The organism is Kineothrix alysoides, from assembly GCF_000732725.1.
In the GTDB taxonomy this organism is placed as follows: Bacteria; Bacillota; Clostridia; order Lachnospirales; family Lachnospiraceae; genus Kineothrix; species Kineothrix alysoides.
In genome coordinates, this window is the sequence record NZ_JPNB01000003.1 from 161,004 (window position 1) to 174,469 (window position 13,466).

General features: G+C 43.5%; 14 protein-coding genes. 4 read left to right on the forward strand and 10 right to left on the reverse strand.

Going from position 1 to position 13,466, the window contains the following annotated elements:
• Positions 1 to 97: 97 nt before the first annotated feature.
• Positions 98 to 1,147, reverse strand: a complete 1,050-nt coding sequence (locus CC90_RS0120555) for a glycosyltransferase (RefSeq protein WP_035316032.1) — start codon at positions 1,145 to 1,147, stop codon at positions 98 to 100.
• 166 nt (positions 1,148 to 1,313) lie between these two features.
• Between CC90_RS0120555 and CC90_RS0120560 the strand changes: the two genes are divergently transcribed.
• Both CC90_RS0120560 and CC90_RS24075 read left to right on the forward strand, forming a co-directional pair.
• The gene (locus CC90_RS0120560) at positions 1,314 to 2,420 is read left to right on the forward strand and encodes a tetratricopeptide repeat-containing glycosyltransferase family 2 protein (RefSeq protein ID WP_031392596.1); all 1,107 of its coding nucleotides are present in this window, start codon (positions 1,314 to 1,316) and stop codon (positions 2,418 to 2,420) included.
• Between the two features lies 1 nt (position 2,421).
• Entirely contained in the window at positions 2,422 to 3,393 is a 972-nt protein-coding gene (locus tag CC90_RS24075; RefSeq protein WP_108702674.1) for a hypothetical protein, read from the forward strand.
• A gap of 224 nt (positions 3,394 to 3,617) precedes the next feature.
• Here the strand turns inward: CC90_RS24075 and CC90_RS0120575 are convergent, their stop codons facing one another.
• From CC90_RS0120575 to CC90_RS0120600, 6 genes are all read right to left on the reverse strand, one after another.
• Positions 3,618 to 5,207, reverse strand: a complete 1,590-nt coding sequence (locus CC90_RS0120575) for a nitrilase-related carbon-nitrogen hydrolase (protein WP_051869911.1) — start codon at positions 5,205 to 5,207, stop codon at positions 3,618 to 3,620.
• A gap of 13 nt (positions 5,208 to 5,220) precedes the next feature.
• Positions 5,221 to 5,793: a TetR/AcrR family transcriptional regulator gene (locus tag CC90_RS23465; RefSeq protein ID WP_051869912.1), complete on the reverse strand. Its 573-nt coding sequence runs from the start codon at positions 5,791 to 5,793 to the stop codon at positions 5,221 to 5,223.
• An 86-nt stretch (positions 5,794 to 5,879) separates the two neighbouring features.
• Entirely contained in the window at positions 5,880 to 8,192 is a 2,313-nt protein-coding gene (locus tag CC90_RS0120585; protein WP_157837572.1) for an ABC transporter permease, read from the reverse strand.
• 43 nt (positions 8,193 to 8,235) lie between these two features.
• Positions 8,236 to 8,937, reverse strand: coding sequence for an ABC transporter ATP-binding protein (locus CC90_RS0120590; protein ID WP_031392601.1), 702 nt, complete (start codon positions 8,935 to 8,937; stop codon positions 8,236 to 8,238).
• Positions 8,938 to 9,065: 128 nt separating this feature from the next.
• Positions 9,066 to 9,692 carry a TetR/AcrR family transcriptional regulator gene (locus CC90_RS24730; protein WP_051869914.1) on the reverse strand — a complete coding sequence of 209 codons (627 nt, stop codon included), beginning with the start codon at positions 9,690 to 9,692 and terminating at the stop codon, positions 9,066 to 9,068.
• 73 nt (positions 9,693 to 9,765) lie between these two features.
• A complete protein-coding gene (locus CC90_RS0120600; protein ID WP_031392603.1) occupies positions 9,766 to 10,377 on the reverse strand; it encodes a DNA-3-methyladenine glycosylase in 612 nt (203 codons plus the stop codon).
• 135 nt (positions 10,378 to 10,512) lie between these two features.
• Here CC90_RS0120600 and CC90_RS0120605 point away from each other — a divergent pair, with 135 nt between their 5' ends.
• Positions 10,513 to 11,055: a rubrerythrin family protein gene (locus CC90_RS0120605; protein WP_031392604.1), complete on the forward strand. Its 543-nt coding sequence runs from the start codon at positions 10,513 to 10,515 to the stop codon at positions 11,053 to 11,055.
• A 1-nt stretch (position 11,056) separates the two neighbouring features.
• Here CC90_RS0120605 and CC90_RS0120610 read toward each other — a convergent pair whose 3' ends face one another.
• Positions 11,057 to 11,641, reverse strand: coding sequence for a LysE family transporter (locus CC90_RS0120610; RefSeq protein WP_031392605.1), 585 nt, complete (start codon positions 11,639 to 11,641; stop codon positions 11,057 to 11,059).
• A 332-nt stretch (positions 11,642 to 11,973) separates the two neighbouring features.
• On the opposite strand from CC90_RS0120610, the gene CC90_RS0120615 reads away from it, so the two are divergent.
• A complete protein-coding gene (locus tag CC90_RS0120615; protein ID WP_051869915.1) occupies positions 11,974 to 12,531 on the forward strand; it encodes a GNAT family N-acetyltransferase in 558 nt (185 codons plus the stop codon).
• On the opposite strand, the gene CC90_RS0120620 is transcribed toward CC90_RS0120615, so the two are convergent.
• Positions 12,528 to 13,031 carry a Gx transporter family protein gene (locus tag CC90_RS0120620; RefSeq protein ID WP_031392607.1) on the reverse strand — a complete coding sequence of 168 codons (504 nt, stop codon included), beginning with the start codon at positions 13,029 to 13,031 and terminating at the stop codon, positions 12,528 to 12,530. The two genes, CC90_RS0120615 and CC90_RS0120620, sit on opposite strands and share 4 nt — an antisense overlap.
• 12 nt (positions 13,032 to 13,043) lie before the next feature.
• The gene (locus tag CC90_RS0120625) at positions 13,044 to 13,412 is read right to left on the reverse strand and encodes a NusG domain II-containing protein (protein ID WP_157837573.1); all 369 of its coding nucleotides are present in this window, start codon (positions 13,410 to 13,412) and stop codon (positions 13,044 to 13,046) included.
• Positions 13,413 to 13,466: the final 54 nt, after the last annotated feature.

Here is a 13,466-nt window from a genome sequence, read left to right on the forward strand (position 1 = left end):
AATAAATTTGATAGATACTTGTTTATTGTTATCCGCTTATTCAAGTATATCAAATTCAAGAAAAATAACAAGTCCTAATGCCCCCTAAAAACCCTTTCTATAGAAGAAGTTCCGCCTGTCTGTAGGCCTCCTGTGCCTGTTCTTTCTCCTGAAGCATTTCGTGGCAGCGTCCGATATATTTAAGAGCCAGAAAACTCCCCGCTCCGACCACGATTAAATATCTTAAATCATCTTCACCGAGGATAAGACAGTGCAAAAAGGTGCTCTTCGCCTGCTCATATTCTCCGAGGGCAAACTGCGCCATGCCCTTATCGTAATAAAGATCTACATAATCGGGATAAAGCTCTATGGCCTTTTCGATACTCTGTGCTACGGTTTCATAATCTTCCGCTGCAAGCAGAATATCGTATTTCAGCTTATACACAATAGCAGGAGGCAGAAGTTCCTCTTTCAGAAACTGCAGAATCGCCAGATTGACAAGTCCATAGGCCTCTGCATAGGCCTTTGTATGATAGTATTCCACTGCGAGATGATATTGTACCCACGCATTTTCCGGCTGCTCTTCCCTTTCTTTAAGAAGCATCTCCCTATTTCTGTCGCTTTTATGCTTTATTACATCATCCATATATCCATAGTGAAGAATTCTGATATAATCCTGTTCTTCTTCTGAAATTCTTTCGATTAGATCATCACCGGCAAGCCTCTCATGTATCTTTCCCGAAAAACATATCCCTGACTTGTTCCGGAACAAACGGCAAGCACTGTTCTTATAAGCCCTGCTCTTATCCGCCGGATATTCTCCGTAATAATGTATCATAATAACCGGTATGAGGTCTTTTTTCTCTTTTTGAAGCAGCTTCTTAAATGCCTTTTTATCTTTGATCTGCAGCTCCTCATCAGCATCCAGCCACATGACCCAATCACAGGAAGCTTTTTCTACCGCAAAATTACGGGCTGTGGCAAAATCATCCTCCCATGCAAAATCAAATAATTTTACTTTATGTTTTTTACAAATAGCTTTCGTCCTGTCTTCGGAACCGGTATCAACCACAATGATTTCATCCGCCAGCTTTGCAGCACTTTTCAGGCACCTTTCGATATTCTTCTCCTCATTTCGTACGATCATACATAAACTTATGGTAGACATTTTTATTACCTTCTTCCATGTACTCTGTTAATCATTTTATGCATCATTTCGAATGATTGTGACTTTTGTCCGTTTGGGAGAAGGTTTTTATGTCACAAAATGACAATAAAGTACATAAAATATAGCATGCAGGAACAATTATATACTCACGTGGAGAAAAAACAAAATGATAACCATAAGTCTTTGTATGATTGTAAAAAATGAAGAAAAAGTATTGGAAAGATGCTTGAACTCAGTAAAGAATCTCGTTGACGAAATCATTATTGCTGATACAGGCTCTACCGACCGCACAAAAGAAATCGCCGGACGTTTTACAAAAAAAGTCTACGACTTTCCATGGATCGACGACTTTTCTGCCGCACGGAATTTCGCATATGACAAAGCGACGAAGGAATATATTCTTTGGCTGGACGCCGATGATATCATACTCCCCGAGGACGCCGTCAAATTTAAAAATCTTAAAAAAACGTTGTCTCAGGATATCGACATCGTCATGATGCTTTATAATATAGGCTTTGACCCTCAGGGGAAGGTGACCTTTTCTTATTATAGGGAAAGGCTTTCCAAAAATCTTCCTCACTTCAGATGGAGTGAGCCCGTTCATGAATGCCTGCAGATTGGCGGAAATATCATAAACTCCGATATTGGCATCACACATGCCAAGCCAACTGGGGCAAGAAGCTCCAGAAATCTTGAAATATACGAAAATCTTCTGTCCAAGGGAACCAAACTTTCTCCCCGAGGAACATACTATTATGCCAGAGAATTAAAGGACAACGGCCGCTTCGAAGATGCTATCGATGCCTTTGAACAATTCCTGGACTCGGGACTGGGCTGGGTAGAGGACAATATTGCGGCATGCGGCGAATTGGCGAAATGCTACCGGGAACAGGGCGATAGCAACAGAGCCTTCCGAGCCATGCTGCGAAGTTTTCAGTACGACACACCCCGCGGAGAATTGTGCTGTCAAATCGGCTATCATTTTAAGGAGCAGAAAGAATACAAGAAAGCAGCCTTTTGGTTCAATCTTGTTCTCACCCTGGAAAGTCCGCAAGGCTCATGGGGGTTTCATCAAGAGGATTTTTGGGGATATATTCCCTGCATCGAATGTGTCGTATGCTACGACCACCTAGGCGAGTATGAGAAAGCGGAACGCTATAATGACATGGCGGCCGGCTTTAAACCAGATTCACCTTCAGTTCTTTACAATAAAAAATATTTTGAAAACAGAAAAAAAACAGATATTTCTTCACCATTAGAAGGGAGGATATAAAATGTCACAACCAACATTTCCGGTAATCAGTCCTGAAATAACCCGCGATAGCGCTTTGAACATGATTCTTGCTTCCATTGCCATGGAAGAACTAGGCCTCAGCCATATCATCAATGCAGAAGGAGAAAAGCTCCAATATGTCTTAGGTACCTTACCAAACCAAGCCGATGGCTCCATTGACCGTGTTAGCGTAGAACATCTTCTAGCCATAAATGAAAGCATTAAATGCCTCTTAGACAGCATTATGCAAAATCAGATCTTTCTGAAAGATAAAATGGAAAAAGTACTCAATTCATGTAAAGGCTCCTGCGGTCCCACCGGTGCCACCGGACCTACCGGGCCTGCCGGGCCTACGGGAGCTACAGGCGCTACCGGCGCTACCGGACCTACCGGCGCTGCGGGCGGTTCCACCGGGCCTACGGGCGCTACCGGCGCTACTGGTGCTACGGGCGCTACCGGTGCCACTGGAGCTATCGGCGCTACGGGCGCTACTGGTGCTACGGGCGCTACCGGTGCCACTGGAGCTACCGGCGCTACCGGCGCTACTGGGTCGTCAGCAGATCTGGCAGTGGCAGCCTTTGGAGCAGAGGCCGGAACTTGGTGGAATAGGAATTGTCCGCTTGAACTTACGGATCTTATCCCGAATTGCAGCATTGTTCTTTCCAGAGACAGAACGAGTATTTTACTAAAAGATAGCGGCAATTACCTTATAAGCTTCACCATCAATGTAACCGTCCCCAATCGTTGCAATGGTACAATAGGCATCGCACTGCAAGCTACTTCCTGCCGAGATACGAGAACCGTATTTACGTGCTGTACTCCTATTACCCGCACCTGTTCACCCATTACCGTTTGCACAGGGACCATTGTCGTACCGGTAGACCGTTTTGAAGATACGAGAATCTCGCTTGAGCTGCTCTCGCCTCACTGCGTTCAAGTCGACGACTGTTTCATCAGCATAACAAAAGCATAATACTAATATTTCAGCTATTGAAGACGGTGGCTCTGCCTGATTTTAAAAAGGCAGAGCCACCATTTTAGTGAAACATTAAGAATATTATTTCACGGCCATCGCCAACTGCATTGCAAATCGGACAGGCGCGCCGGGATTTTTGAATTGCGCAAGATCACCGACAAAATATAAATCCTTTTCGGTATAATAAAATAGAAACAATCCCGTTGAACCGGAATGTCCTATCAATTCCCCTTTTGCCAACCATTGTTAGATTTTTGGCCTAACTTTTGGGGGTCGGTCCAATTTGTGGCGTTGTTTTTATTTCTTTTTATACCATTTTTCCTATGAAAATTTAACAATGACAGCACTACATATACAGTACAGCCCCAAGGCAGAATATTTCCTACATAAGGATATACTGTAAACCTCCCGCGTATCGGTATTTCTGAAACCATATTCATGCTTTCGGAAGTATAGTAGTCACTGCGTGACAGAATCCTCCCACTATAATCGGCAGCGATAGAAATGCCCATATTGGTTTGGCGTACCACAGCGCAACCGTTTTCAATTCCTCGTACAATCGCTGTCTTTATCGCAATAGGCGACATTTCTTTCCAGTCTGAGGCGGGAACCATGATAATATCCACATTATCCCTTCCCGCCTGATTAACCAAATCAGAAGAAGCCATATCAGAACAAATAAAAGAGGTCAGCCTGCCAAATTCAGATGGGAAATCCTGCATTTTCCCTGTGCCCTCAACGCATAGCTCACCAGGGGAGCGCACCGTTTTGAAAAACTCCGATAAAATCTCACCTTGAGGGTTAAAAGCCACCACCTTATTGTCTTTATATTTTTCATAAGGAGTTTTCGTCAAAAGTGAAATAACCAAATATATATTTTGTTGTTTGGCTATCTCTGCAGCATGTGTAATAAGACGAGCCTCGTCCTCTTGCATTACAGCACCGTTTAACTCCGACCAAAAGATGATCTTGGCACCGGCTTTGGCTTCTTCTATTGTTTTCTTGAACAACTCGTCGTGTACTTGTGACAGTTTTTTCTTTGTCGTCGCTAAGTTCTCAGCACTGAATGAATTGCTATAAAATACCTTATATACGTCATCGTCATTTTCAAGTAATTCTTTTACCGGTACAGTAATAGACGCAATACGAACCGTATTGCTCTTCGTTATAGGCAGATTTAACATAGCTATTCCGTACATGAATACAAATCCCATAGCTATGGCATAGATAATAATTGCTTTTTTACTTTTTTGACCTTCGCGATGCTCACACAGCCATATTGCCACCGCTGATGTCCAATACATAACGAAAATGATGCCGTAAACACCAAACAATGATGATAGGTTTATCAGCGTAAGGTTCTGATACTGCGTATAAACATCTGACAATCCTGCTAATATGGGATAAATTAAATATATAACATATTCCGCCGTTACCATCGCCGCAGAAAATAAAATGGTGACGGCAAAACAATCCTCGCTTCCGTTAAACTTTTGATATGCTATGTATGGAAATATTTTTATGCACGATGCCGTTATAGCTATAGCAAGGCAAGTCAACGGGCCCACACCGAGCACATTGATCCATTGTATAAAGAAGCCAATAATATAAATCAAGAAAATGATAAGCACCGGTTTTAATATTTCACCTTTTTTAAGTAAAGACAAAAATAAAAATGGATAAATCCATGCGAAAACAGGAATTCCCCATTGACCGTTCGCCAAAATATAGCATAATGCGCAAACAACTATATACAAAGCCGTACCACTGTTTTTTATACTTATAATTTCAGGCCATATTGCCGCTTTCATACACTAACTCCTTTTATATTGATAGTATGCTAAAGACTAAGCGCCGTATTTCCTCATTTGCATCGCCATTCTCTATGAAATTGATTCTTTGCAGAATCCCTGTAAGACCGCATACTACGAACAACGCAGTCAATTCGGGATCAGCAACCTTGAAAAAGCCAGCCTCGCATCCTTCTTTCACAAACCCGGTGATAGTTTGGTGCAATTTGCTGACAATCAGACCTTCCAATAAAGCAAAGTGCTTTGGATGATCAGGAGGGGCACTTTGGTACATCTTGGCTACTTCATAAAATCGGTTGTTGAATTGCTTCAAAAGAAACTCAAGCCTGTCCATAACAGGCATTTCTTTATCGCAGACTATTTTCTCTAAATCGACGACATAGTCATGCAGATATCTTTCATGCGCTTGTTCTATAAATTCTTCTTTTGTTTTAAAATAGTAATAGAATAAACCGGTCGCAACATCAGCTCTATTAACAACTTTCTGGATTGATACATTTTTATCCCCACCTTGTAAAAATAGGTCGATGCCTATTTGTAACAGTTCTTCTTTTCGTTCTTCCGGGTCTTTGACCGTTCTGGACATGAAATCACCTCACACTGAATATAGTTCAATGATATTGTGTCACACTGAACTATATTCAGTCAAGTATTTTCTGCTGCATTAGTGCATTATTCCACTGACTTAAGCGCTTCTACCATGTTAAGCGTCAGTGCCTTACGGGATACAGATGCATTAACAAGGAAGGTCAAAGCACATATTGCTGTCAGTATAAGGCCAAGGCTTGGAAGACGCAGATACGGAGTATACGCAAAGGTTCCCGTGGAGGCAAGCCCAATATGGACACCCAGCAGAAAATGCCCCGCCGGTACCCCCATAAGCAGGCCCGCAAAGAGCTGCAGCATGTTATCATGCCGGATAAAAGACTTGATTTCCCTATCCCGGTACCCGATAACTTTCAAGGTTGCATATTCCCTGCTGCGCTCGGTAAAGCTTAGTATCCCAAGATTATAAAGGATGATAGTGCTCAGTAAAAACGCGCCTGCCATCAGCATAATAATTACTACAAGAACACTACTTGTTGCCTCGTCCGCCTGTTCCAACTGCTCTGCCAGTGTAGTGGATTCGTTTACATAGCTTAGTTTTTCCGCATCTTTAGAAGTACTCGCCTCTCTCGTGAACAATACATTAGGGCGGAATGTGCCGCCTGACATTTCCCAGAAAGCGGAAGAAAGGAACACGCCTTGCGGCGCCGCTACAGAAACGATATGCTCCACCTTCACGGTCATATAGCTGTTCTGCCCAGCGATGCGAAGCTGAAGAGCATCGTTTTCCCGGACATTTAATTCCTTCGCTAATTTCTCAGAAACTGCTGCACCTTCATTGGAGAGAGCGACGCGATTGCCGTCTGCATCCTCCAGATGAATGAAATATCCATCCCCATATATTTGTATCACCGCGTTGCTTCTGCTTTTCGAAGTACGGATATCGACAGAGTTTTCCTGCACCCATTGCACATCTCCATTCGTCCGCTCATATAATTCTTCCCTGTCTTCTTCGGTCGCCTCTGCTTTCAAGGAAATACGTGCACCGTAGTCAAACTGTGTCCCATAAAGCCTCTCGTTGACATAATTCAAAGAGTCATATAGTCCAACGCTGTCCATAAGAAGCGCCGTACTTCCGGCGATTCCTATGATTCCAATAATCATCCTCGCCTTGTTCTGCGCAGTAGCCCGAAGCGTCCACTTCCACTCATAGGAGAGCATATTCCAAAAGCCGGTAAAACGCTCTGCGAAGATTTTTCCGCGTTTTTTAGGCGGCTCCTCCCTCATGGTAAAAACAGGCATTCCCTGCGTTCCTCTTCTGCTGGCCCATAGAGCGGTAGCAGAGCACAGCAACACCACCCCTGCCAATATAACATAAGAAATAATCGAATTTCTGACCCTCCATTCCGGTACGGAATAAAATTTCTTCTGAAGCGAAAGCAAGGCTTCGGAAATGGTAGGAGGCGCTGCAAAAAGTCCTGCAATTCCCCCGAGCAAACTTACCCAGAAGCCATACAAAAGATAATGCAGGCGAATTTTCCAGTTCTGATAGCCCAGAGCTTTCAGTGTACCGATCTGGCTTCTCTGTATTTCGATCATGCGCTTCATCGTCGTCTGCATCGTTAGCATTGCTAACAGTATGAGCACCGCGGAAAATAAAACGGTCATGCTCCTTAGCTGTCTGAATTTATCCGTGAAGTCCGATATTCCTTTGAAATCCGAACGTTCAAAATAGGCAGCATATGCTGCACCAAGCTCCTCTTCCGCCCCAGAGCGTATCGCCTTTTTATCTTCGGCAAAGCGCTCCGATGTCTCTTCATTATCGTCTTTCAGGCTCTCATAGCGAATCTTAATTTGGTTATATTCCGGGACAGCACCCGTTAATCGCTGCATACTATCTAACGATATATACCCGTAACCATATTGCAGATGGTCTGGCATGAGGGACGATGGCGTACCCGTATAGCTCAAATATTCCGGGCTAAGTAAGGTTCCTTGTACCTCCAGCTCTACTTCCCGTCCGCCGTATTCTATCCTTATAACATCTCCAGGCCTGATTCGATGTTCTTTCGAAAATTCCTCATATAGCCAGATGCCATCTCCTTTCGGAAGGTAGCTTTCCCCCTGAACCGTTTCAGGCATGGATATTTCATTCACATTAGAAGCCATCAGCAGAACGTTCGAATGTTTTTCCCCATAGCTCATCTCACCGGTCAGACTCGATACCGCCTGAACGTTTTCAACGCCAGACAATCCGTTGATTTTTTGAACATCTTCTTCTTTTATTCCGTGGCCTTGTACCCACGCATCCGCAGTATTACTTTCTTCAAGCCATTCCTCCCCATAATCCAGCATGCCGTACCATACGCCTTCCAGCCCGGCATAGAGAAATATAGCAAAAAGCGACATAAGGAACACCGCAATAAATTGTACCTTCATATTCCAAAGATCTCTTAGCATTTTCTTCATAAGATATAACATATCACCACACCACCTGTTCCATAGAGATAGGGTTGTCATTTACCTGAATTCCTTCGATTTTACCGTCTTTTAAGCGGATTACCTTATCCGCGGCAGGAGCAATTGCTGCGTTATGAGTAACTATGACCACCGTTTTTCCGTATTCCCTGGACATTCTTTTTAGCAAACTCAAAATCATCTTGCCGGTTTCGCTGTCCAATGCTCCGGTGGGCTCGTCACAAAGGAGGATTTTGGGATTCTTTACTAACGCCCTCGCGATTGCCACACGCTGCAGCTCCCCGCCGGACATCTCTGCGGGAAAATGTTTCATGCGCTTTTCTAATCCTACCGCTTTCATCATTTCTGCTGCCTCAAAAGGATTCCTTCCGATTCGTGCCGCCATATTCACATTTTCATAAGCGTTTAGCGTAGGAATAAGATTGTAAAACTGAAAAACAAAGCCTACATCTGTTCTGCGATAATCGGTGAGCTTCGCACCGGAAAAGCCAGTAATATCCATTCCGTCCATAACGATCTGCCCGCCGTCCGACCGATCCATACCTCCGAGCAGATTCAGCAGCGTACTTTTCCCTGATCCGCTGGGTCCGAGAATGACAGCAAACTGTTTCTCCTTAATATCGAAGCTCACGCCGCATAACGCCCGCACCTCATCGTTTCCCGTCTGATAAGTTCTTTTCACATTTTGAAAGTTTAAATATTCCATTGTCATATCCTCCTCATTTTTTATTTTTATTGAAAGAACGTCGTTCAATAAAATCTTAAAATATATGCCAATCCTCCATTCAAAGAATGATTGCCGGGATTGGCAAACTTTTATTTGAGATTCTTGTCCTATGCTTCGTCTTCCTTCAGTGCCTCCTTCAGCAAATTCTCCGAAATTCCAAGAAAACGTGCGATAAAAGGAATGAAATGTCCAATGTCAAACGAAGAGTCTCTTACATCACTGTTATGCACCAGTCCATGACAGCCGTGAATGATGAACAGCGACATCGGATATGCCGTATTCTCATCAATGCCGGAATCTGCCGGGATGATGCCCTCCGCTTTCGCCTCCAGCATAAATCGGGATACCGGTTCTGCCATCCCTGTCAATAAGTCGAAGGCTGTCATCGTCTCATAGGCTATGCTTTCAGGATTGCTGAAGGTCCTGTAGTAATCACGGATTCCGCTTTCAATCAGACAAAACAACTCTTTAAAACGAAGCATGACCGGCTTATCAGTATCTCCCAATATTACCGCTCTCTTGGCAATCTCGGCTTTACCCATCTGCCTCATAGCTTCATTATATATTTCCTGTTTGGACTCGAAATAATAATAGAACATGCCGGGATGTCCGTTGACAACTTTCAGTATGTCCCTTACGGATACCGACTCGTACCCCTTTTCCATAAATAGGGCTAAAGCGGCGTCTATAAGCTCTTGTCTTCTTATTTCTGGGGGCTTCGATACTCTCGCCATAAACTCACTCCTTCGCTTGACAGAACATCGTTCAATTAAATTATATGACTGAAAATTTTATTTGTCAATCTATTTAAATTACGGATACATACCGGTTATTCTCTATATAGAACCTCCACAGATACTCCTTCGCCTCCTCGGCATAATCGATGCCTACCCGTTTGGATTGTACGATTCCGAAGTCCTGTGTCTCCCCTTCCTCTACATAAAGCACATCGCCGCATAAATCTGCGCCTGTTTTCCCTCTGTCGATGGAAAGTGCCGCACAAAGCTTGCCCGGACCATTAGTCAGCGCTTTTTCCTGACTCCGATTCAACCCGGCATACTCCTTTTTAAATCTGTTTCGGGCCATGATGTCCAGCCCTTCTACAGGCTCCGCCGCCCTGATCAGCACGGCTTGAGGAACTCCTTCCTCTCTCGTAACTGTATTGAAACAGTTGTGCATTCCATATATAAAAAATACATAGGCAAATCCCGGACCGCCATACATGACCTCCACTCTCGGTGTACGTCTTCCTCCATAAGAATGGGCCGCTTTATCCAGGACTCCCATATAGGCTTCTGTCTCCACGATTTTGGCCGCAACCCTCTGCCCGTCCACCTCATGCACGATAATCTTCCCAAGAAGCTCCTTGGCCACAACGACGGAATCTCTATTATAAAATTCTCTGTCCAGCTTTTTCATCCTGTTTTTCTCCATTTTCTATCCGAAAATCTACGTTATTTATCATACCCCATCTTCCGCCCGCAAACCAGTACCCTGCGGGGAATATCCGCATATCATATAAAAGAATAAAAAGCTGCTTTACCCGGAGGAACTATGGAATTCAGAGAAAGCCGTACTTATAGAAATTTACTCAGAGTTTATGAAGAAGAATTGATGTTCAGCTCCAGATTCGCGCTATACGGAGAAATCGCCCAGACGGACGGCTACATCACAATCTCCAGGCTCTATAATACCCTTTCCGGTCAGGATCTCGAGCATGCGCGCATTTGGCTGCGGGCTATCTACGAAGGAACCCTTCCAAGCACCGCCACCAATCTCATCGAATCCGCCAATGCGGAATATGCTATCGCTGGAAACCAGTATCAGGAATATGTACAGATAGCAAGAGAGGAAGGCTTCGACCATATCGCCGCCCTATTTGCCGGGGTAGCCAATATAGACTACAATCACGCCACACTGCTCCAGCAGCAATACGATAACGTCGTTTCCGGTCAGGTCTTCTGCAAGCCTGAGGAAATCGTATGGGTCTGCATGCAGTGCGGAAATATTATGTCCGGCCTCTGCGCTCCGGAAATCTGTCCGGTCTGCGGCTTCCCGCAAGGATATTACAGACCGCTGAACAGTTGTCCTTATTAGATCATTTAATCATACTGTAAATACATTCTAACAATGAAAGTGCCAATACAACGTTTATAATCCTGTAATGCTTTTGGTAGACCCGCTGTATCAGCATGCCCATGCCGATCCACGACACGGTTGCTATCGTCCCCATGGAAGCGATGATAAGCCCGAAGAAGAACAAAATGGGAAAAGCATTGCTGTAATCGGTGACATAACCGGTAAGGGAGGTAATGCCAAATAAGTATATCTTCACATTGATAAATTGCAGCAAAAATCCCTTAAAAAAGGAGGCAGACTTTTCAGTCTTGCTTTCCTCCGGCTTGCTAAGCACGATATGTACGGCAAGCCATAGAATATAGGCTGCTCCGATATATTTCATAAAGTCCAGGGCATCCGGCAGAAAGGTGCTGACACCATAAACGAATATTGCGCAAGCGGTCTGCACTACATAGTAGCCTGTGAAAATACCTAAAAATAAAGGGCGCCCTTTACGGAGACCATAGTTTGTCGTTGTATTGAGAGCCAGAATATTGCCGGGGCCCGGAGTGAAGGCATTAATTACAGCATAAATAAAAAAGTTTCCTAAGACATATCCAGACATTGTATTTTCAATCCTTTCGGGAATTATGTGTTTTTTTATTATATCATAGCTCTTGTTCATATTGGAAATACGTTTATGTTATCCTCGCTATAACATTAAGTTATCGCTGTGTCTTAATTATTCCTAAAAAAGGGCGGAAACCATGTTCCGGATCGTTTCCATTAAAATTGAAAATCTGCCATTAAGAAGATTGCAATGAGAGTTTAGAACTTGCAATGAAGGCTCGACGTTCATATGGAAATCTTCACAATTTTATGCTACACTATATCTGAATTTATATTCATATCTGGATGTTATTCAATAAGATAAGTTCGTAATTGAAAGGATGAAATATGATTTATTTGGAAACTGACAGATTAATTGTGAGGGACTATGTGGAAGAGGATTTCCTCTCCTATTACCGCTTAAAAAGCGATGAAAAGACAATGTATTATTTGCAAGATATCAAAATGGACAGTGAAGAGTCTGCACGAATCGATTTCGAGAAGGTCTTGGCAGACAGCAAGGAAGAAAAGAGGCGATTCTATTTTTTTCATGTAGAATCGAAGGATAAGCACGAACCGGTGGGCAGTGCAGGGTATACGGTCACAGAATTTACTCCGGTTGGACAGCTTGTACATGCGGGATATTTCAGCTTCCCGACGTTCTGGAACAGCGGATATATCACGGAGGCTTTTGCCGGGATTATCGAATTCGCCTTTGCGGAAAACAATGTATATAGAATTGCGACCGGATGTCTGAAAGAAAATCTCCCTTCAGAACGGGTGATGCAAAAGTGCGGACTTATAAAAGAAGCCGAGCATTTAAACAGCGAATGGCATGACGGGAATATGAAAACCCGGGTGGAATACCGCCTGTTAAAAGAAGAATGGCTTAATAAACAGTTCTAATTTTTCATAAAATCCAGTTTCTTAATATTGGCTGTTATAAGTGCTCCAACGATACCGATAACCGCCCCCGTAACGAGGCCGGAAATAATAAGAAACGGAAGGTAGTATAAAAGTACGCTGTTATTTATTACCCACATAGCCACCAAAATCTGTCCGATATTATGACCGATACCTCCCAGAATGCTTACTCCTGTCATGGAAAAACGCTTCCACCGCTTCGCTGCCACCATAAGAAGCCAGCTTAGCATACCACCCGCAAAACTGAACATCATAGTAGACAGGTTCCCGAAAGTAAAACCTACCAGAACGATGCGAAGCATGGACAATACGAAAGCCTGCTTCGGTCCCATGGTAAATAAAGCAGTGATTACCACCAGATTCGCCAGCCCGATTTTAATACCCGGAATCGGCACGGGAATCGGTATGATACTCTCTATATAACTTAAAATAAAAGCCAATGCAATCAACATTCCATACATTGCCACGTTTCTAGTCTTCATCTGTACTCCTTATTAATTGGCAATCATATCCACATCGCTCTTCTCTCCGTCACGAATCTCTACAGAAACTCCGTGAGGCAGACATATAATGGATTCATGATCGTAGTGGATACTTCTATGGGCCACGCATATTTTGTCGGGACAGTTAGCTTCCGTCATCTTTGCCTCTCCGCCTCTAATTTCCAAAACATTATAATCGCCCTGTTTATCTCCTATCGTAAGCGTAGTGTCTTCATCCAAAGGCAGTGTCTTATACACATCGCCTCCTATAGTGACTACAACCACTGCGCCTTCCTTCTTCGTAACATTTATAAAAACTATCGCAGCCAGTGCAATTATAAGAATCACTCCGGCAAGAATCAAATCGCTCTTCTTTATCATAGACTGCACCATTCCATTATAATTACTATTTAACCTTCTGCTTTATAGCAATAA

Coding starts and splice junctions, on each gene's coding strand:
- CC90_RS0120555 (WP_035316032.1), bottom strand. CDS start 1,147: ATGTCTACCATAAGTTTATGTATGATCGTACGAAATGAGGAGAAGAAT.
- CC90_RS0120560 (WP_031392596.1), top strand. CDS start 1,314: ATGATAACCATAAGTCTTTGTATGATTGTAAAAAATGAAGAAAAAGTA.
- CC90_RS24075 (WP_108702674.1), top strand. CDS start 2,422: ATGTCACAACCAACATTTCCGGTAATCAGTCCTGAAATAACCCGCGAT.
- CC90_RS0120575 (WP_051869911.1), bottom strand. CDS start 5,207: ATGAAAGCGGCAATATGGCCTGAAATTATAAGTATAAAAAACAGTGGT.
- CC90_RS23465 (WP_051869912.1), bottom strand. CDS start 5,793: ATGTCCAGAACGGTCAAAGACCCGGAAGAACGAAAAGAAGAACTGTTA.
- CC90_RS0120585 (WP_157837572.1), bottom strand. CDS start 8,192: ATGAAGGTACAATTTATTGCGGTGTTCCTTATGTCGCTTTTTGCTATA.
- CC90_RS0120590 (WP_031392601.1), bottom strand. CDS start 8,937: ATGGAATATTTAAACTTTCAAAATGTGAAAAGAACTTATCAGACGGGA.
- CC90_RS24730 (WP_051869914.1), bottom strand. CDS start 9,692: ATGGCGAGAGTATCGAAGCCCCCAGAAATAAGAAGACAAGAGCTTATA.
- CC90_RS0120600 (WP_031392603.1), bottom strand. CDS start 10,377: ATGAAAAAGCTGGACAGAGAATTTTATAATAGAGATTCCGTCGTTGTG.
- CC90_RS0120605 (WP_031392604.1), top strand. CDS start 10,513: ATGGAATTCAGAGAAAGCCGTACTTATAGAAATTTACTCAGAGTTTAT.
- CC90_RS0120610 (WP_031392605.1), bottom strand. CDS start 11,641: ATGTCTGGATATGTCTTAGGAAACTTTTTTATTTATGCTGTAATTAAT.
- CC90_RS0120615 (WP_051869915.1), top strand. CDS start 11,974: ATGATTTATTTGGAAACTGACAGATTAATTGTGAGGGACTATGTGGAA.
- CC90_RS0120620 (WP_031392607.1), bottom strand. CDS start 13,031: ATGAAGACTAGAAACGTGGCAATGTATGGAATGTTGATTGCATTGGCT.
- CC90_RS0120625 (WP_157837573.1), bottom strand. CDS start 13,412: ATGATAAAGAAGAGCGATTTGATTCTTGCCGGAGTGATTCTTATAATT.